Genomic DNA, 19206 nt, shown 5'->3' on the forward strand with positions numbered 1-19206 from the left:
TCGATGGAGACAGCATATGACACTGCATTCTGCTCAGGCTAATGCCGGTAAGGCATCAGAGAAGACTCAGGTTTTCACCTTCTTTATCGAAGATATGATGTTTGGTCTCAATGTCGATTATGTGCTGATGCTGGGGCAGGATGTCGACTCCGTTCAAAAGGTCCCGGTGGAAGAACGTGGTCTGAAAGGGGTGATTAAATATCAGGGTATTGTGGTGCCGGTATTGGATTTTGCCCACCGGGTGGGTGTTAACTCTGGTATCGATAGTAAGGCCAAAATCATCGCCGAATTGAAGCTGCATGAGCAGGAGCTCAATGAGTGGGTCAATGCGCTGGAAATGGCCGTCAAAAATAGCAGTGAATTCACATACTCTACAGACTTGAAAAAAGCCAATTTAGTCAATGGCGAAAACAGTTTCAAACCAGAGATGACACTTTGATGGAGTTATTGTCTTTGTTTGATGTGACTCAGCAGACACTCTATGAAATGGCAGAACGTTTGCTTACTCTGAGCAATAGTGGCAACAGTCAGGATGCAATGGAATTATTGCGCCGCGAACGTGGTGCCACCATCCAGCGCATGAGTACATTATTTGCTCGTGCTGTTGAGCATTTACAAGCTGCTATGAGACAAGTCTTGTTATTCGTGACTGAAGATGGAAAAACGCCCAGATTTGCATTGTTGATAGACGAAATAAACGATGTGATTAGCTATGATGCGAGTGAGTTTCAGGCTAGTAATGCGGGCGCCCTGGCTCAGTTAAGTCAGATAGCAAAAGTACTGGATGGTATCTATACACGAGACAATAGCCCCGATTGTCTTTATTTCAATATTGATAAACTGATTGATGAGCCAATCTTAGTCACCTAACTTTTCAGTTTGGTTGAAGATGAGCGCATGAGTCGAGCCCCGTTTATTTTTTTGCCCGTTTACTCCCCGAACTGTCTGTGGTTATAACTCATAAAACTTAGTAGTGTTTTGTGAGCGTTACTTAATGAACCTTTAAGGATGAATTAACTGTGTTTTCAAAAAAACTAAAACAACAAATAGCAGCATTAGAGCAAGAACTGAAAGAGAGAGAAAAACAACATCAAACGCAACAAAATGAGCTGATATCCCAGCTAGCTGAAAAAGAGAGTGAAATAGCGAGTTTAAAAAGCCAGCTCAGTCAGGATGAAGGACTGATAGGTGTTCAGTTAGAAGGCGGCAAGATGCTTCAAACTGTCCGTGATGGATTATTACAGAGTGCAACAAGTCTTAGGGAAGAGAGAGAAACGCTGGATCAGTTAAAAGAGATTTTTGCTCAGACCACACAAGCCGTTGAGAAATTAAATCAACGAGCTGAAACCATTAATGCTCATGCAAATGAGAGTATTACAGTTGTTGGGGTGCTAGATAAAACAGCTAACGATATCAATGTATTGGTGGCCACCATACAAGAAATCTCAGAGCAAACTAACTTACTTGCGTTAAATGCTGCGATCGAGGCCGCCAGGGCCGGTGATGCCGGTCGAGGTTTTGCTGTTGTTGCCGATGAAGTCAGAAATCTTGCCTCAAAAGCCCATGATGCCAGTGACAAGATTGAATCATTAGTCAGTCAGGTTCTAAATCAGACAAGTAATATCAAAGGCATGGTGCAGGACAATCAAGAAGGTGCGCGTGAAGTATCGACCTCATCAGAACAAATTGGGGCTGTAGTGAGTGAAGTGCTACAGCGTTCAAATCAAATGCAAAAGATTATTCTGATGGCATCAACGGCCTCATTTCTCAATACGGTGAAGTTAGATCACGCTGTCTGGAAAAATCAGATTTATGCCGCTATCGATACTGAGAATTATCAATTTTCCGTAAACGATCACACTCAATGTCGACTGGGCGAATGGTACTATCGCGGAGCGGGTGCCAGTGAGTACGTATCACTTAGTAACTATAAATCTATCGAAAAACCGCATGAACAGGTTCATGTTTCTGGTAAAGCGGCGATTCAAGCGGCAGCGAATGGTGATAAAGCAGAAACACTCAATATGTTGTCGGCGATGGAGCATGCCAGTATTCAGGTAGTCAGTGCCATTGATGACTTACTGGATGAATACTTCAATCAACTGCATCGCTACTCAAAATAAAAAATAAACATGCTTAACAGTGGGGCATCCTCTTTTGATGATGCCCCATTTTTATCAACTTAGCGGGAAATGCTCCAAATAAGGGCAGGCTTATTAAGATAAGCGCTCTCATCTATATTGATAAAACTCTTTGCTTATAAACTCAAAGTTATTGATTATATTGAATTAATAATGCCAGAGTAGCCATTGCACTTTGCCTCAGTAAACAGCGGTTCATTTTTTGCTTAATCTCTTATTCTTAGCCATTCTGGGGATCTACATCATGTTCAGTCAGTCCGCTACGTTTGATGATGTGAATCAACATGCTCACTCCCTACAAAATTGGCCACAGGAATACGATCAAATAAGTGCGGGGCGGTTTGAAGGCTTTCTTGAAGATATTCAGCTGGATTCGGTTCGCGTGTTTAGAGAACGCATGAAGCAAAGTGTGGTTCAGGATACGCATACGCCGAAGGGTAAAATCAGTTTGATGATTCCACATCATGTTGAAGCGAGTGATGCCTCAGAACAAGCACGTCAGATTTTGTCATCGGGTATTACCTTATTACCGTATGAAAGCGACTTTTCCTTTGTGGGGCCAGCCCAACTCGACTACAGCATTGTTTCCATTGACCAACAGACATTTGCCGAACTGTTGAGTCACGATACTTATACTCGACTGATTGGGTTTAAAAAAGTTACGGTGTCAAGATGGACGCTGACATGCTCAACACCTTACGCCATGATCTGGCTTTGCTCGTATATAACCTGAGAACTGTGAATAAGACTGCGACCTATGCTAAACAGTTATTCAAAGCGATAGAGGATAAAATAATCCAGTTTGCTTTGACTATTTACGAAAGCGAAGAAACGCATAACAACTCGTTAAAACGTCTGGGCAATCAACACAACTACATTGTGCAGCGTTGTCATGAGTATGTGGCCTCCAGTGAAGGAAGTTGTGCCAGTATTGTGGATATATGCAAGGCCTTGTCTATCCCACACCGCACCTTGAATTATAGTTTCCATAAAGCGACAGGCACTTCACCAATGCAATATCTGCGAGCCGTAAAGCTCAATGCAGCCAAACGTGAACTAATAACAAGTGGTCTTTCAGTCACTGATGTGGCAGCTAATTATGGCTTTTTCCATATGGGCTATTTTTCTCAGGAATATCGTCGTTTATTTGGAGAAACGCCGAGCATGACGCGTAAACGCTACGCTGATCGAGTTTGATTGCCAGTAAAGGAAACCCGACACAATAAAGAGCAGACCACCGATAAATTGATCCTGAATGGGTGATAGCTGAAGCCAGGCGGGTAGATGACTCATCATCATATGATGATGGCTGGTATGTGTATCGGCATACATTGTGGGAAAGATAAACATCAACAGCCCCCAGAGTAATAAGGGCATCACCACTGTGACATTATTTAATTTCTGCCAATAAGATGATTTTTGATGGTGACTGAGCATGGATAAACATAAGGCCAGCCCACTTAATGCCATTAACCATTTCATACCGCTATAGATAATGGCACTCTGCATTAACAGTGGATGGAATGACGGTAACATCCATACCCAGGTCAATACTGCAAAAATGCTCATCAATAACGTAGTAGGCCAATGCGATAAGGTGTTATGTGCTCTGGTAATGGATGACTCTTTATGACGTAAAGCGCCAATCCATAATAATGGGGCAAAATGATGCACCATGACGCTTTGTAAACTGTGCAAGCTAATCGAATAACGAGCCAAGTCATCAAACCACGGCAGCATGCCAAGCAAAAATACCAGGTTACCAGTGAGAAATATGCCCGGTTTCGCCAGTAAGTTTTTCTTAACAGCCCATTGTTGCAGCGTGATAATGACTATCACGCTGCACAATAAATCCACTGAAACTAACCACATCTGACTATTCAGAACAGCAGCTTGAGCCAGATTTTACCGAACCGGTCACGGTATCAACGCTATGGTTATTCCCTTCAGCAGGCACATCCATTGCCGCATTACCCATAAAGAAGTTATTGGGTTTCAAGGTAAAGCCAACATACTCCACTGGCATGATGGGGAAGTCCTCTGGTTTACATACATGTGTGTGACCAAAGGTATGCCAGACCACGATATCCGTATTTTCAATCGGACGGTCTTTTTGCACGTAATACGGTAAACCTTCACCTTTATTTTGATTAGGATAAAAGCCGGACGCATTCATCTCGGCCGGATCATAAGGCGTTACCCATAAATGCTTTTTGGCAAAGCCAGCCCGCTTGGCAACATAACTATTATCATGAGCCAGCATCACTGGATTATGTTCAGCCACAAGTTTATAGCCGGTCGGATTACCCACGGCGTTGATGCTGTTGGGGTTGATAATTTTCCAGAACCGGCCGGTTTGACCATTGGCTTCACGAGCCGCTTCCAGTTCTGTTTTTAACACGGTAGCTTCTGTATTAAACAGATTGCCCCAAGGGTTTTCATCTTCATCCATTTCGCGGGGCGTGAAGTTGGTTTCGACCACGGAATTATTTTCACCATCAAGCATCATATGCAGGCGAGCACTAAAGAAATGTTGATGAGTAGGCCCATAGATTTCGGGTGTCACCATACCACCGAACTTAGGTTTTTCACCGGGAACCAATGCGCCTGTCTGAATAATACCGGTCAGTTTAGTTTCTTGTTGAATGGTGCCATCCTGATATAAATACCAGTAAAACCCGTAATCATAGTTACCCACAGTACAGAAGAAGCTGATAACCAAACGACGTGAGCGACGCATTTCATAGGTTTCACTGCGGAACTCGTAATGTTTCCATAAGGTGCCGTAATCTTCCTCATGCATACAGACGGCATTTTTCATCAAGAATGGCACGCCATTATCATCGACGGTTGGAATATCAAAATAGCGAATCGCGCCCAGACAGTCGCAGCCCAGCTCAAGCTGATTAGCCAGGCGGCCAAGACCATATTCACCGCCATCAAACGCACATTTCCAATAGTGGTTCAGATTGGTGTCAGAGTAGGGTACCGCCATATCGTTGATACTGGCACGATAAATAATCGGGCGCAGACGATCACCATCCTGGTAACTTAATTGGTTGAGTACTAAACCTTCGCGTGGGTTATAGCCCAGACGGAATTGCCATTTCTGCCAGTTCACTTTCCAGCCATCAACAGTGAAGCTCACACCTTCCGGCTGAGTTATTTGCAGAGGTTTAAGATCATCACGTGGCTTGGCGAGTGATGGGGTGTCGTAGTTGTGTTTAGTTTTAGGGACGGGAATATTCTGACCATCATCTAATAGCTCGATGACCTTACCTTCATTTAAATCGATAATCGCCACCAGACCATCAATAGGGCGAGCATAACCATTATCGACAATATCATCACGCACAAAAGCCACACCACGCATTAAGCGTCGACCACGGTATTTTTCTTCATCACCAAAATAACCAAATGACCATGGGTCGATTTGAATGGTCTCAATATCTTTATCGCTTAAGCCTCGGCGTTTCACCGCTTCAATAAAACCAGGATCAGCCTGAACAATATCGACACAGGTGAAGAACTCTTCCATCATGATGGCGGGTTGACCAGTCACTTCAGGATCAATCTGTTCCCAGCGTGTAATGGTGTTGGTATTAAGATCAATCATCGCTTCATGAATATCACCTGTGGCTTTATCCAGTACCACCGCAAAGGCTTGGCGTGAAAATGGCTGACCTTTTTCAAAAGCTAATACTTCCGCTTTTGCCGGTTCTTCAAGCTGCACATAAGGAAAACGACACTCAGCACCCAAGCCTTTTTCTTTTCTGAGTAAATCAGAAGCGATAGCAATTTCTTCTATCGTTAATGGATCAAGTGGGTGAATGGCTTTAACGCCAGGTGTTGTTTCGGGTTTATAGGATGTTTCTAATGCGTGATTCATAGTGACCTCGTCGTATTGTTTTTCTGCTATCAATACTAGTGAGATCTGAATAGACCAATATCGCAAAGTGGCAAAAATCGACATCCATGTCGTGCTGGAGAGTCTGAGTTTAGTCTGGCGCTTCTATTCTTGGTTTGTTAAAGCCTTTTTGTTCCATGCAATTTTCAAAAGCGGGGAGGTTACCACTGCTAGTTTCATGGCAGTCTTTTACGGCTGATTGCAGCTGTTCATCAACTTCTTTAGATGGTGCAGGTACAGATGACTGTGGCTTTTCATCAAATCCCTTTTGCTCCATACAGCTATCGAATGATTCAACACTACCCTGGGCAGAATCACGGCATGACTTCATTGCGTCTTCCAGTTCTTTAGGCACCATGCTGTCATCAACAGCATAAGATGGGGCCATCATGGCAAAAAGCAGTGTGATAAAAACGCCTGATATACATTCTTTATGCATAAAAACTCCTTTTAAAAGTTATTTTTTGGCACCGGGTTTGATACCAGATAACGAGCAATATGATTACCTGTGAGCCGTAAATACTCGTTTTTATTAACAATGAAATAGGTTTTACCTTGGTACTGAATTTTTCTGGCTGATGCTGGCAAAGATTTTTCAGCGTTTGGGTCATTTGAAAAATCAAAAGTAATAATCAAATACTTAGTCATTAAGCGTGTTTCCATAGTCATAGCAAAGTGTTTCATCAATTCTATTGCTGACATAGGTTAATGCGGGTTTAGAAAGGTAAAGTTTTATTATCACTTCAATTTCACTTTGCTTTTTGATATCGCCCCAAAAGTTATCATCGCCAGCACAAACCCAGTGCAATAAAGACCTTCTTCATCTCCACTTTTAAATTATCAGATACAAGGCACTCTCTGCTATGTAAGTCATGATAAGGCATTGATGGCTATTGATATTTATACATACATTTTGGCATGTTGTTTGCTGCATTCATCTTACTTTATTAATGAAGAGACCGTACAGATGACGATGAAGCTAAAGAATTTCAAAACAGTCTGGGGTCATACCGGTACCATTGAAGAAGCCGTTACCATGGCAAAAGAGGCTGGGTTCTCAGGTCTGGAAGCACCTGCCAAACATGACGATCCAAACCATTTCCCAGCACTGCAAGCAGCGATTGAAAAACACAATATTGAATGGATTCAAGAAATCTGCACCGCAGGGTCTTATGTACCGAGACGTCGTGCCAGTGTGGAAGAACATCTCGCTGATCTTGAATCACAAATCATTTTAGGTAAATCGCTAAAACCCCAATTTGTGAATGTGATGGGTGGCTGTGATGCCTGGCCGATTCAAACCAGTATCGACTTCTTCAAAGCCGCCATGGATATTGCAGATAAACATGGTGTGTTATGTTCGTTTGAAACACACCGAGGCCGCAGCTTTTATTGCCCATGGAATACCATGGCGATATTAGAACACCTGCCAGATATCAAGATTACCTGTGATTTTAGTCATTGGGTGGTGGTCAGTGAACGCTTGATGGATAGCGAATGGGATGCCATCGAACTAGCCGCTCAACATGCTCATCATATTCACAGTCGGGTAGGGTATGACCAGGGGCCACAAGTACCACATCCTGCAGCACCCGAATATCAAGCGGCTTTAGAAAGTCATCAACGTTGCTGGGAAGCCATTTGGACTGCTCAACGAGATCGTGGTTATACAGAAACCACCATGACCCCAGAGTTTGGACCAGATGGTTATTTGCACCATCTGCCATTTACTAATGCCCCCATTGCAGACCTCTGGCAAATCAATAGCTGGATTGGTCACACCGAGCAGCAGCATTTCGGGCAATGGAAACAAGCCACCAAGTTAGCTGAGGTGTCACATGGCTAAAACATTCCAACTACGTGATCCCGCTGGGGCAAAATATAGTATCGGTGTGTTGGTCTATATCACCGTCACTTACTTTGGTGGCTGGGCAGCGATGTTTGCCAATAACTGGATAATCAATATTCTGGGCATGATGGCCTGTGCCCACGGCATGATTATCGCGGCTTATTTATTACACGAATGTGGTCATAACGCCTTATTTAAAGACAATAAGGATAATGCCAAACTCGGTAAAGTCCTTAACTGGATTACCGGCAGTTGTTACGGCCGCTTTGAAGATATTCGTTATAAACACATGCGTCATCATGTCGATAACTGTGATCCCGTAGTATGGGATTACCGTAGCTTTTTAAAACGACATCCAGTTATGGAAAAGGTCGTCAAAGCAGCGGAGTGGGCATACATACCAGCCATTGAAATTATGATGCACACTATGCTGGTGTTTGCACCATGGGCTATTGAATCAAAGCGTGATCAACAACGTCGGGTTTTGACGGTGGTATTAATTAGAGGCGCGTTATTGCTGGCGGTGTTGCTGATTAGTGTCAAAGCGTTTGTCTTATACGCCGTTGCTCAATGCGTGTTGTTCACTGTACTTCGTTTTATGGACTGTTATCAGCATAACTATGAAGTGATTTTTAATCTGGATGATCCTGATGCCGTGTTCCCTCATCGTCGTGATTTTGAGTACGAGCAGGCCAATACCTATAGCAACTTATTGTCACACCGTTATCCGTGGCTGAATATGCTGGTGCTGAATTTCTGCTATCACAATGCTCATCATCAGAAACCCATATTGAACTGGTATGAGCTGCCGGCTTTACACAAAGAAATGGGTGAAAAAGTCGCACCACAAACGCTGACATTCTGGGAACAAGCTCGTTCTTATCACAAGCATCGTGTCGCACGTATTTATGCTGAAGAATACGGTGATGATGAAGTCACCACCTCATTAAAAGAGGGCAGAGCCGTCGGTGTGGATGCGTTAAGTTTTCTGACTGCGTTTTGATAAAACCAAAGCCCTTGGTCGTCACTGAGGGCTTTGTAATAAACGCACAAACTCGGTGACATAGAATTCGATATTCACCTCAAGCTGATTGAGCTTAGGGTTTACCATCCAGCTTTGCGTTACACCCATCAGATAGCTATACATGGACATAGCCACCACCTGGCTATCCGCACTGGCTTTGCTATCTGATTGCTGGCGATAGCGTTCAACAAAACTAGCAAAGGTGGTGATGAGCGATACCGTTAAGGCGCGTTCACGCTCCAGTGATGGCGATACCGATTCCGTGTATTCGGTTTTATTCAGCAAAATTTCAAACGACTGACGGTAATATGCATCATCAAACAATAAACTCAGCCATTGGCGAGCAAAATTACTGGCTGCTTCAACGGGCTCCTGACTGTCATCACACTGAGCAATCAGTTTTTCTAATGGTGCCTGAGAATAGGCCAAAATTTCTTCAAATAACTCTTCTTTATTAGCAAAGTGCCAGTAAATCGGCCCACGAGAACAACCCGCCTCATCAGCAATCAACCGTAATGTTGTGCCACTGTAACCACGCTGACCAAATAACTTTAACGCTGCATCAATCACTTTCTGCCGAGTTTTAGCTGCGTCTTCTTTGCTTCGTTTCATAAGTATTTTTCTTGGAGAAAATCAGATAGTAGCTTGAGGTTGTGGAAGCTTCAAATTTAGAGGAGTAAATGATTGTAGCTAGAGTGAATTTATTCCGTTTTATTGCTTAGTATCACAAATTGTGAAATATTCAGTCCAATATTATCGAGATTGGTGAGCTTAACGACTACATCGTCTCGTCAGCATGAAGGATTCGATTGAACTCAAAAATGGAGATTTTGCCATGCTAATTGCCTCTTCCGTGAAACAAATTCATTCCAAAGATAACAAAGTCTTGGCTCTAATTTTCCAACCTAGTTCAACTTTTTGGCTCTATTTCTCAAAAAAATTAATCGACATTTCATTAAAAAACAGATGGTTGAGAATTTTAAATCCGAATTATGAAGCGACTTCTTTAATATTTATTATGAAGCCAACGGCTTCATAAAACACACTGTTAGGTTTCCCATCACACACTACCGGACATGAAAATAAAACAATACCAAGTTGATGCCTTTGCATCCCGACCATTTGAGGGCAATCCGGCGGCGGTGTGTCCTTTGGAAAGCTGGCTGGACGATGACTTGCTTCAAGCTATCGCAGAAGAAAACAATTTGTCGGAAACTGCATTCTTCGTGCCCACAGCAAAGGGGTTTCGTCTGAGATGGTTTACCCCGGTCAAGGAGGTTGATCTATGTGGCCACGCCACATTGGCAACGGCCCATGTCATCTTCGAAATTCTTGGTTATACCGAATCGGCTATCATCTTTGAGACGCGTAGTGGCAACCTTTGTGTTGAAAAGGATAGCAATCAATTGAAAATGGATTTCCCAGCATTTCCGCCAACTCCATGCGAGGTTTCCGAAACCATTATTAAAGCCCTTGGCGTGCACCCTATCGAGTTGCTGGCTGCCGACGATTACGTGGCCGTGTTGGATAGCGAGACAACCGTTCGAGCCATCACCCCAAATCAAGCCTTACTTGCGCAGCTCGATTTGCGCGGTGTTATCGTTACTGCAACAGGTACTGATGTAGATTTTGTCAGTCGCTTCTTTGCCCCCAAGATCGGCATTCCCGAAGATCCCGTAACTGGCGCCGCTCATTGTAAGCTTGCACCATACTGGGCTGGGAAACTTGGGAAAAACTTTCTGTCCGCCAAGCAAGTCTCTAAGCGTGGTGGTAGCCTCAAATGTGAAGTCAAAGCCGATCGAGTCGTTCTATACGGAAATGCCGTAACGTTCATGGAGGCAGAGATTGCATTTGAAACCTAACAATGCCGTCAACTCGGACGCATTTTTCGTTCGCTGCGCTCACTACAAATGCGCTGGTTACGGCTGGCGTTAACTGTCTTATGAGCTTCAGAGCAGAATTAGAGAAGAAGTGGAAAATCACTATCGCCCTGCTAGGGGAGGCTCGCGCAGCTCTTTGCGAATGCGAGGGAGTTGGTAAGTGTGATTTAGATGAGCATAAAGGTCACTTTCTGCTTCGGGCAACCTTGGTATCACACCGTCGGGGTTTATGTCTTTATGAGGAAGTACACGATCTAAGTACCAAAGAAAAACCTAAAACACACCGTCAATTTCTGAGTCGTCTCGCTGACGTACTTGATCAGCAATGCCAACCGATTATTGTGACGGACGCAGGATTTAAAACACCCTGGTTTCGAGCCGTTTTAGCAATGGGCTGGGACTTTGTTGGTTGTGCTCGACTGCCAAATTTTTATAGTGTGGATAATGAACATTGGCAATGTATTACTCAGTTATATAAGCAAGCAACACAGCGGCCAAAACTCCTGAAGGGGGCGATTGCAAGACGAAACCCATTGCCATGTAACTTGGTTATTGTTAAGCAAAAATCAACGGGAAGAAAAGTGTTTAACCATGCTGGTTGTGAGCGTCAATCGAAACAACATCGGGTTCACAGAAAATCAGCCAATGATCCTTGGCTGTTAGCGACCTCTTTAAGTCATAGTGCATTCTTGGCGGTTAAAACCACCAAAATATATCGTTACCGCATGCAAATAGAAGAAGGTTTTAGAGATATGAAAAGCCACCGATTTGGACAGGGATTTGAATACAATAAAACGACACATAAAGAGAGATTATCTGTGTTAATTCTGCTGACAACGATTACCCACTGGATACTAATGGTGATTGGATTAGCTGCCCGGCAAACACAGCATCATCGTCAATATCAAGCGAATAGTTTGAAGACAGATTCGGTTTTATCCTTACCCTTTATTGGTTTTAGAGTCATTGCTGATAAATATGCGAAATTGAATATAAGAGAATTTATGAAGTCTGTCAGGGCACTTCATTTATCAAGTGCTTACTTATTTGAAACGCTATAATTTTTGTGGGGATCGTACAGAGTCTGACCCTATCGGTACATCGGTAATCTCTGATTCCGTTGGTACTTTACACAGATTCTAATATCAAGGAGTTTCAATGAAAGCAGTGATCGGAAGTTTGAAAAGGTTTTGGGAACGGTATAAAGATGAAAACCCTACTATTCAATTAAGTGTACCAATCGTAGGTGGCTTTGCTGCAAATATTCCCTTGAGTGAAAAAGGTAAAATGAAGAGAACAAGAGTTGGTTTTAATCCCCAAGATTTAAAAACTTCTTTTGTTGAATCTAAAACAGAAAAATTAATTCAATTTTATAATCAATATGAATTAGAAAAAGAGTATAAATTTAGCCGTTCACCGTATGCAGAAACTATACCTCTTAAGAGAGGAAATAAAGGGTTTTCGTATGGAAAAGATGTCGATGAGTTGGATGTTGTTTTTATAGACGCTAAATTCACACCTCCAGATTACTTAACCGAGCACTCAAAAAAAGCAGTTGATCTATTTAAAGAATTAAAGAAAATTAGGTTTAATGAAAAATCAGGTGAGTGGCAAAATGATTACTCAATTCGTATCACTAAATTCGATCTAACTGAAAATAAGGTTTACATTCAACCCGCAAACTATTTTGATCAAATCGCTACTAACTTAACTTTAGATTGGGCTTCAGGGGTATTAGGTGAAGATGAGTCATTAACGATTAGAAATAATTATGAAAAAGCTCATAATGGATTACTCCCTCCACTTATGTCATCAATACTTGCAAATACTTTGGGTGTTGCAGCTATCCTCGTTAATCCAGATACAAAAGAAGTACTGGTACCTATAAGAGGAACTGAACAGGCAATAATGGTTGAAGGTACGGGCAAGTTCCATTGTTCCGCATCAGGTGTTTTTGCATGGGATGAGTCTGAGAATATTAAAAATACACTATCATTTGATTTTTTCAGCCAAGGTATGGAGAAAGAAATAGAAAGTGAGATAGGATTGAAACCAGAACAATATGACCTTATCCCTCTTGCTTTTACCAGAGAGCTTGTTCGAGGTGGAAAACCTCAATTATTTTTCATTGCGGAAACACGCTTAGATATTGAAACTATTAAATCCGAAATGAAAATGGCTGAAGAGAATTGGGAGTTCATTGATATAGGTGATATTAATGAAAACAATCCTATGTATGAATATATAGCTTCTCCTTTAAATGCACCTCAAGAAATGTTTACATACGAAGGTTGGATGGGGTTAAAAATAGCAATGGCATATTTTTATAGCACAGAGCCCCCTTTTAACGCATGTTAGCCATTACCGTATAACAAGTTGCTTAATGGGCATAAGACCAATGGTGTCAGGCTCGATTGGTAAGCTGACCCTTTGCTTGAACTCAGTGGCAGACCCCATGAACACAGGCCTTAGGTGTTCTAACTATGCAAATTGAAGCTGTACTTTATCTACTTTTTTTATTCGGGTCGCCGTTTGTAGTTTATGTACTATCTAAAGAAAATCTTTTACCTGTAAAAGGTTTAGGTAAACTTGCAGGTATTAGTTTCGTCATTCTTTATGTGTTCATAGTTGGTTTAGCCGAGCTTACCAATTATCAACTTAAACAAGAGCTTGATTCTTACGATATAGACAGAGATGGAAGTTTTTCCGATGCTGAGTTTACCTCTGACGCAGAAGAAGCAATGAATCGTTACATTCAAGATACAGGACGAACTTTCGTACCAATAACCGGCTTCATATTCTCTTTTATCTATGTCGGGTTATTTTTTGGCATAATCAAACTATTTAATAAATATGTACTTAAACACACCTAAAAGGTAGGCAAAATCAGCTGTAAGAAGCGCGGCCTGGACTCGCTAACGCTGACCTTTGCGGACCGGGGTTATAAGGTCTATGAAAAGAGTCATCTCAATATTCATCTTGATATTTATCGGCTCAGTGCAGGCCGAAGATTTTGGAACTTGTGGTTATATTCCAAAGAAGACTGAGCAATATCAATATCCAGAATGGGAAGTGTTTGATAGCTGTGCTTCTTATGCCGCTGGTGTGTTGCGAATATCACAAGAGCATAGAGAGAGACTTCATTTTGGAACTGAAGATTTGGAGGTATTTTTTACCTCTGGTCAGTATTTCTACGTGAAACCTGATGGCAGATTTCTGCCTGTCATGTTTTACGATAACGGTGCTGATTATTTTCGAGAAGGATTAATTCGCTCCCAGAAAAACGGGAAAATCGAATTCTATAATAAGCATTTTGAGTTGGTACTTTCACCTGACTATGATTGGGCATGGCCATTTCATGACGGTTTGGCCCTTGTCTGTAACGGTTGTGTTCTGACGCCAATGGAAGATGGCCACCAAGCACTCGAAAGTGGCTTATGGGGCTACATAAACAAGAAAGGAGAGGAAGTGGTACCGGTCAAATACAAGTCTTCTGATCTTCCTCGCCAGTAAAATTTTTAAGAAAAGCCTGTTGGTCATTTATTATGTGGGTAGGGAGCGCCGTACAGCCATATATTCAAACTACTTCACTGATAGGGCTAACATAAAAGAGGTTTAGTCTGCATACTAGTAGAAGCGGTGTTTATCAAAGATGCTGACTGGTCCTTAAAAATCAATACGTAAACTAATCGCTTAATCAAGTATTCATCATTTCACACAATAAGCTAACGCTCATATGAGGTGCGGAAAGTGCGAAATAACACAATCAAATTAACAGGCTTTTCTCTCTCATGATTGATTTGTTCGTGGGATGGCCTGCCGCTACCTACATCAGCTTCGCTACTTGTACCATTATTATTTTATTTGCTGGTGTGCGTATCACTCGGTTAGCTGATGCCTTGGGAAAACGTACTGGGATAGGGTCTGCCTTATTTGGTGCCGTGCTTTTGGGCGGAACCACCTCACTGCCGGGCATCATTACCTCTGTGAGCACTGCCTGGCAGGGTTATGCCGATCTTGCTGTCAGTAACGCGGTGGGCGGCATTGCTGCACAAACGACATTCTTAATATTCGCTGATATGATTTACCGCCGTGCTAACTTGGAGCACGCAGCGGCCTCGCTTGAAAATTTAGTTCAATGCACTTTGTTGATTGCTCTGCTGTCGATTGCCTTGGTGGGGCTAACCGGCCCTGAAGTCACTATTTTTGCCATTCATCCTGTGTCTATCATTTTATTACTGGCTTATGGTTTTGGTTTACGCTTGATTTCCGATACTCAACATCAACCGCTTTGGTTTGCTTCGAAAACCAAAGAAACCAAGCCAGAAAGTGAGATATCCATCCCAGAAGGTAAGTTATCAACTTTATGGTGGAAATTTAGTGGCTATACTGTGGCTATTGCTTTTGCTGGTTATGGCATAGGTGAGACCGGTATTGCCAACGCCAACATCACAGGGCTTTCCGAAACCGTGGTTGGGACGTTATTTACTTCTGTTGCGACGTCATTACCGGAATTAGTGACGGTTTTATTTGCTGTGCGGATGGGAGCGCTTACATTAGCTGTTGGGGATATTATTGGTGGAAACAGTTTCGATGTGTTGTTTTTAGCCTTTTCTGACTTTGCTTATCAAGATAGCTCAATCTATCACGCCACAACACAAGACACGGCATTCATACTGACCATTAATTTATTGATGAGTACGGTTTTGCTGCTAGGTTTATTGCGTAGGAAGCGAAATGGTATTGGCAATATTGGCTTTGAAGGCTTTATGGTGCTAATACTGTATGCATTGGCCGTTGTTGTTGTGACCAGCTAAGCGCATATGAAAAATACTATGCAGTTGAATGATGAGGTGAGTCTATGAAAAGGGTGATGGTATTTGTGCTTTTGATGTTTCCGTTTATATCTTTGGCATCATCAGAGCAAGCTGTAATATCTCTTCTTAAAGCCGCACCGGAAAACGTTCAAGCATCATCAGAAACTCAAAAAGCATTAGAGACGCTTAAACAACATGGCATCATCAAAAATGAGCCTGATATTGTTGCGGAGTACAATCATATCTACATTGTAAATAAGCAGCTTCCGGTATTGGGTGGGGTGTTGTTGGCTTTAGATCATGAGTATCTTGAAGATTGGATAGGGTGTTGTGTCAATCCTGGCGTGGCTCTGGCTCTGCAGGTGAAAAAGGATAAGGATGACTCATCTGCGTTAGCGTCGTTTGCTAAGGAAAATCATTGCAAAGTGATGCCTTTTGAACAGTCAATCATGACAAAGGATCTAAAAGAGGCTGCCTTTGATCATCTCAAAAAAGAAGATATTTTGGTGCTGTCCTGTAAGTTAAGTGATAGGACTTATGAGTCTAGGGAGTAAACTACTACAAGCTGATTTAGGATTAGACTGACTAACTTCAGACTTTAATGTTCATTAATATAAGGTAACTGCTCTTGTAGTTCTTTTAATTCTTTTCTGTGGTCATATAAATCGTCAAGCTCTGAGTCTAATTGCTTAATCTGTACTAGTAGTTGTTCTAAATATTGTGATTTTGACATCATGTGACAACCTTCTTTCAGATCGGCGTCCAGATGGTTTTGTAATTCTTCAACGGTATTAATGAATGCCCCATTGTTCTTCTCAGCAGGGTTATAATCATTGATTAACAAGATAATGTCATTGACTGAAACGGGGACATTGATGTTCTTGTATTGACCATCAGCGATTTTTATTGAGGCTGGTTTTTGGTTTTTGGGATCATAGATAACGGGTATTATTTTGTTGATTCTTGCACCATATAATTCTGCGTAGCCTGGTTGTTGTGGATTTTTACTACCAGTCATGGCTTTTTTAGCAAAGTTGTGAACCTGTTTAATGTGCATCGTGGTGTTTTTGTCCGGCCAGTTTTCGTTTTTAGCGTCAACAATAACGGCAATATGAATACCCGCCTTTTGCTTTTTGAGATGTTCATCGTACATTCTCCAGAAGGTCTGGTAATCCAGCGGTTTTTTTAGCACGGGGATTGGTAGAAATTGTCCCTCACGTGCCTTTGCTTTAATCACTTCAGGTTCAACTTCAAATGTCAGCTCTTTTGGTTCAGCTAGCACCTTCGGACCGAAACTGACAACAAAGACCGCTATTAATGAGTACATCACATTGGCTGATTTTTTCATTTCTATGCCTTTAAGTAAGCTTGAGAATACATACATTTATCCGTTCCTTTTTCATTGAATCTGCTTAACCCGAGTTACCTAGGTGTGACTGAAGTATTTCAATGGCTTTTGAATAACGCTTGGAAAGTGAGGCTGCTTTCTCAGGAGGGAGGGATTTAAGTCTTTCAGGATCTGTATTGTCGAGCAGGTCACACAGTTTGACTTGGATTGCACCTAGTGGACCCGTCTTGGCCAGGTGTTGAATGCGTTGTTTATACGTTAGCCCATCATCAGCTTGTTTGGTGACAGCCTCTACAATGTGGATGGTCTTGTCCGAATAACCTCGCTCTCGTAATGCCTGAGGAGTGATGCCACAATCCTCTATCACATCATGTAGCAGGGCGGCATGACGCACATCTTCATCTGGATCTGGAAACAGTTTTTGTAATCGCATATGTACACGTAAAGGATGTTGTGCATAAGGCTGTCCAGCTTTATCTGTTTGTTTGGCATGGAGCTTGATAATCCATGTTTTTGTATTATGGATTGACCGCTCAATCTGCCTTGATGCCCATTGTTCATCGCTGACATTGTCATCATCGAAAATATCGTAAATGCCCAAGCTGTACATTTGCTCAGCTAAATTTGCATGCAATTCATCGTCAACATCAGGAAGGGCCTTACCGTCTGTATCTGTAATACAATTAGTGATCAGGAAAAGCTGATCTCTATAGATATCCTCATGCGGAGGAGCCCCCAGACATGATCCATTATTTCACTTAATGACTGAAGCTTATCAAGCCGCTGTTCTTCCGGGCCAGGGATACGATATAGTAATTCGGTGTTTCGATAATTGTTAGCACAGTATCGAACAATCGCTTTGATCGCCTCCCATTCACGGATAGAGGCATCAATGGTGGCGAACGCATATTCTGTTCGGGTGATGGAAATCATAGCTGTATTATTACTGAGTAATCTGTTTTATAGGATTGAGTCATCTTATTGTTGTTCTTTTTGTTTTATGACTTCCTGGTAGCCTTCCTTCACTTTTTTATCGCCTTGTAAGGCTTTCTCCCAGGCCATTTCTTCAAATGATTTAGCTTGTTTTCTAAATTGTTTGAAGTCTTCCATGTATTGAGCACCTTTAGCTAAGCTCGATTTGGAGCCTGATGAATCACTGTAGTGCTCGTGAGCATTTTTGAGAGATAAGAGGGCTTGTTTATTCTGAGTTAATGCAGAATTGAAATAAGCTATCGCATCTTCATTCAAGTTGAGTGCTTCAAAGAAAATTGGGTTTGCTGTATTGGCAAAGAACTGTTGGTAATCTTCACGCCGTTGCAAAGCGGTTTGCAGTGGTTTTTTGATTTTTTGAATAGCAACATTCACTGCTTTCATAAGCGTTTCGACGCCCGTTATCAATGACCGATTAGTATTGTTGTGGTTTTCTTGTTCAAACGCATATGATCCTTTATTGGCGTCCTTCCAATTTCTATAGGCCAGATCTTTAGTCAGTTTTACTTGACCTTGATCATCTATATTAAAACCTAATCTGTCAGGGTTGATACGCTCATCAGCAATGCCACCTTGCTTAGGCCTGAATCTAAAATCTATCACCTGTTTGTTATACAAGGCTGCATGAGGAAACTTCGGACATATTTTTTTGATTTCAGGAATGATGGTTTGCTGTAAGTAAGTAGCAGGGTTAGAAGTCAGAACCGACTGTCTGACTGCTTTATTGTCGTACTCAACGACTACTCTGACATAAGGATGGGAGCACCATTGACTGCCTGATGAGTAAAAGGAAGACATGGTGGTGAATCCTTTGCCTTCATGCAAAATGAAGTCATTCAAATCGTTATAGTAACGCTCACTTTTATCCTGTGCGCTCACCTGACCACAACACATTAAAAGAGCTAGCAATACCAAGACAGGTACATCTGATCGCTTTTGCTTCATAAAAGAGTCCTTTTTTATTTTGGCTAATGGTGTGGTGACAATATTAAGTCAATGCTTTCATTTTAATGGTAAGTGAGAAATGTGCAAACTCATATAAATCATAAGGTTACGGTTTGGTGCATATTGCTGGCGGGCTCGGCACTGTCAGTACTGTTAGATGTACGCCTAAACCATTATGTTTATCAGAAATGACACTGTAAGCAAATGTGTTATAGATTGATGGCAAATAGGCTTTTTCTTAGTTGTAAGATTCAAAATGAAAGAGGCAGATTGATCACCTAATGTGCTCGCTCAACTAGCCTCAG

General features: G+C 42.0%; 22 protein-coding genes and 1 pseudogene. 15 read left to right on the forward strand and 8 right to left on the reverse strand.

From position 1 onward, the window contains the following. Window positions 1-16: 16 nt before the first annotated feature. The 6 genes and pseudogenes from QUE24_RS13470 (at window position 17) to QUE24_RS13490 (ending at window position 3338) form a co-directional block, all read left to right on the forward strand. Entirely contained in the window at window positions 17-439 is a 423-nt protein-coding gene (locus QUE24_RS13470) for a chemotaxis protein CheW (RefSeq protein ID WP_286304316.1), read from the forward strand. Next, window positions 439-870: a hypothetical protein gene (locus QUE24_RS13475; protein ID WP_286304317.1), complete on the forward strand. Its 432-nt coding sequence runs from the start codon at window positions 439-441 to the stop codon at window positions 868-870. Before QUE24_RS13470 ends, QUE24_RS13475 begins: the two co-directional genes overlap by 1 nt. Window positions 871-1211: 341 nt before the next feature. Continuing rightward, a pseudogene (locus tag QUE24_RS15945) lies at window positions 1212-1682 on the forward strand (methyl-accepting chemotaxis protein); the annotation flags it as partial. A 63-nt stretch (window positions 1683-1745) separates the two neighbouring features. Then, window positions 1746-2123, forward strand: a complete 378-nt coding sequence (locus tag QUE24_RS15950; RefSeq protein WP_417500337.1) for a CZB domain-containing protein — start codon at window positions 1746-1748, stop codon at window positions 2121-2123. 262 nt (window positions 2124-2385) lie between these two features. Then, window positions 2386-2874 carry a hypothetical protein gene (locus QUE24_RS13485; protein WP_286304319.1) on the forward strand — a complete coding sequence of 163 codons (489 nt, stop codon included), beginning with the start codon at window positions 2386-2388 and terminating at the stop codon, window positions 2872-2874. Beyond that, window positions 2826-3338, forward strand: a complete 513-nt coding sequence (locus tag QUE24_RS13490; protein WP_286304320.1) for a helix-turn-helix domain-containing protein — start codon at window positions 2826-2828, stop codon at window positions 3336-3338. The genes QUE24_RS13485 and QUE24_RS13490 overlap by 49 nt, the downstream gene beginning before the upstream one ends. Here QUE24_RS13490 and QUE24_RS13495 read toward each other — a convergent pair. The 4 genes from QUE24_RS13495 to QUE24_RS13510 all read right to left on the reverse strand — a co-directional run bounded on the left by QUE24_RS13495 (window position 3285) and on the right by QUE24_RS13510 (window position 6750). Beyond that, window positions 3285-4013, reverse strand: coding sequence for a cytochrome c oxidase assembly protein (locus QUE24_RS13495; RefSeq protein ID WP_286304321.1), 729 nt, complete (start codon window positions 4011-4013; stop codon window positions 3285-3287). The two genes, QUE24_RS13490 and QUE24_RS13495, sit on opposite strands and share 54 nt — an antisense overlap. Window positions 4014-4017: 4 nt before the next feature. Beyond that, window positions 4018-6030: a primary-amine oxidase gene (locus QUE24_RS13500; protein ID WP_286304322.1), complete on the reverse strand. Its 2013-nt coding sequence runs from the start codon at window positions 6028-6030 to the stop codon at window positions 4018-4020. A 109-nt stretch (window positions 6031-6139) separates the two neighbouring features. Next, window positions 6140-6487: a hypothetical protein gene (locus QUE24_RS13505; RefSeq protein ID WP_286304323.1), complete on the reverse strand. Its 348-nt coding sequence runs from the start codon at window positions 6485-6487 to the stop codon at window positions 6140-6142. 11 nt (window positions 6488-6498) lie between these two features. Further along, window positions 6499-6750, reverse strand: a complete 252-nt coding sequence (locus tag QUE24_RS13510) for a hypothetical protein (RefSeq protein ID WP_286304324.1) — start codon at window positions 6748-6750, stop codon at window positions 6499-6501. Window positions 6751-7015: 265 nt separating this feature from the next. Between QUE24_RS13510 and QUE24_RS13515 the strand changes: the two genes are divergently transcribed. Both QUE24_RS13515 and QUE24_RS13520 read left to right on the forward strand, forming a co-directional pair. Then, a complete protein-coding gene (locus QUE24_RS13515; protein WP_286304325.1) occupies window positions 7016-7894 on the forward strand; it encodes a sugar phosphate isomerase/epimerase family protein in 879 nt (292 codons plus the stop codon). Further along, window positions 7887-8900: a fatty acid desaturase family protein gene (locus tag QUE24_RS13520; protein ID WP_286304326.1), complete on the forward strand. Its 1014-nt coding sequence runs from the start codon at window positions 7887-7889 to the stop codon at window positions 8898-8900. The genes QUE24_RS13515 and QUE24_RS13520 overlap by 8 nt, the downstream gene beginning before the upstream one ends. Window positions 8901-8921: 21 nt before the next feature. On the opposite strand, the gene QUE24_RS13525 is transcribed toward QUE24_RS13520, so the two are convergent. Further along, window positions 8922-9533: a TetR family transcriptional regulator gene (locus tag QUE24_RS13525; protein ID WP_286304327.1), complete on the reverse strand. Its 612-nt coding sequence runs from the start codon at window positions 9531-9533 to the stop codon at window positions 8922-8924. A 464-nt stretch (window positions 9534-9997) separates the two neighbouring features. Here QUE24_RS13525 and QUE24_RS13530 point away from each other — a divergent pair, with 464 nt between their 5' ends. From QUE24_RS13530 to QUE24_RS13560, 7 genes are all read left to right on the forward strand, one after another. Beyond that, on the forward strand, window positions 9998-10783 hold the full coding sequence (locus QUE24_RS13530) for a PhzF family phenazine biosynthesis protein (RefSeq protein ID WP_286304328.1): 786 nt from the start codon (window positions 9998-10000) through the stop codon (window positions 10781-10783). An 80-nt stretch (window positions 10784-10863) separates the two neighbouring features. Next, window positions 10864-11862, forward strand: a complete 999-nt coding sequence (locus QUE24_RS13535; RefSeq protein WP_286304329.1) for an IS4 family transposase — start codon at window positions 10864-10866, stop codon at window positions 11860-11862. Between the two features lie 97 nt (window positions 11863-11959). Further along, entirely contained in the window at window positions 11960-13159 is a 1200-nt protein-coding gene (locus QUE24_RS13540) for a hypothetical protein (protein WP_286304330.1), read from the forward strand. 125 nt (window positions 13160-13284) lie between these two features. After that, window positions 13285-13674 (forward strand): hypothetical protein, encoded by a 390-nt coding sequence (locus tag QUE24_RS13545; protein ID WP_286304331.1) that lies wholly within the window; start codon window positions 13285-13287, stop codon window positions 13672-13674. Between the two features lie 79 nt (window positions 13675-13753). Continuing rightward, entirely contained in the window at window positions 13754-14314 is a 561-nt protein-coding gene (locus QUE24_RS13550; protein ID WP_286304332.1) for a WG repeat-containing protein, read from the forward strand. A 278-nt stretch (window positions 14315-14592) separates the two neighbouring features. After that, complete coding sequence (locus tag QUE24_RS13555) at window positions 14593-15618, forward strand: sodium:calcium antiporter (protein ID WP_286304333.1); 1026 nt, start codon at window positions 14593-14595, stop codon at window positions 15616-15618. A gap of 44 nt (window positions 15619-15662) precedes the next feature. Further along, a complete protein-coding gene (locus QUE24_RS13560; protein WP_286304334.1) occupies window positions 15663-16172 on the forward strand; it encodes a hypothetical protein in 510 nt (169 codons plus the stop codon). 44 nt (window positions 16173-16216) lie between these two features. Here QUE24_RS13560 and QUE24_RS13565 read toward each other — a convergent pair whose 3' ends face one another. From QUE24_RS13565 to QUE24_RS13575, 3 genes are all read right to left on the reverse strand, one after another. Next, window positions 16217-17002, reverse strand: a complete 786-nt coding sequence (locus QUE24_RS13565) for a hypothetical protein (RefSeq protein WP_286304335.1) — start codon at window positions 17000-17002, stop codon at window positions 16217-16219. Window positions 17003-17030: 28 nt separating this feature from the next. After that, window positions 17031-17600: an HD domain-containing protein gene (locus tag QUE24_RS13570; protein ID WP_286304336.1), complete on the reverse strand. Its 570-nt coding sequence runs from the start codon at window positions 17598-17600 to the stop codon at window positions 17031-17033. Window positions 17601-17944: 344 nt separating this feature from the next. After that, window positions 17945-18901: a hypothetical protein gene (locus QUE24_RS13575; protein ID WP_286304337.1), complete on the reverse strand. Its 957-nt coding sequence runs from the start codon at window positions 18899-18901 to the stop codon at window positions 17945-17947. Window positions 18902-19206: the final 305 nt, after the last annotated feature.

The sequence above is a fragment of the Methylophaga marina genome (genome assembly GCF_030296755.1).
Classification (GTDB): Bacteria; Pseudomonadota; Gammaproteobacteria; order Nitrosococcales; family Methylophagaceae; genus Methylophaga; species Methylophaga marina.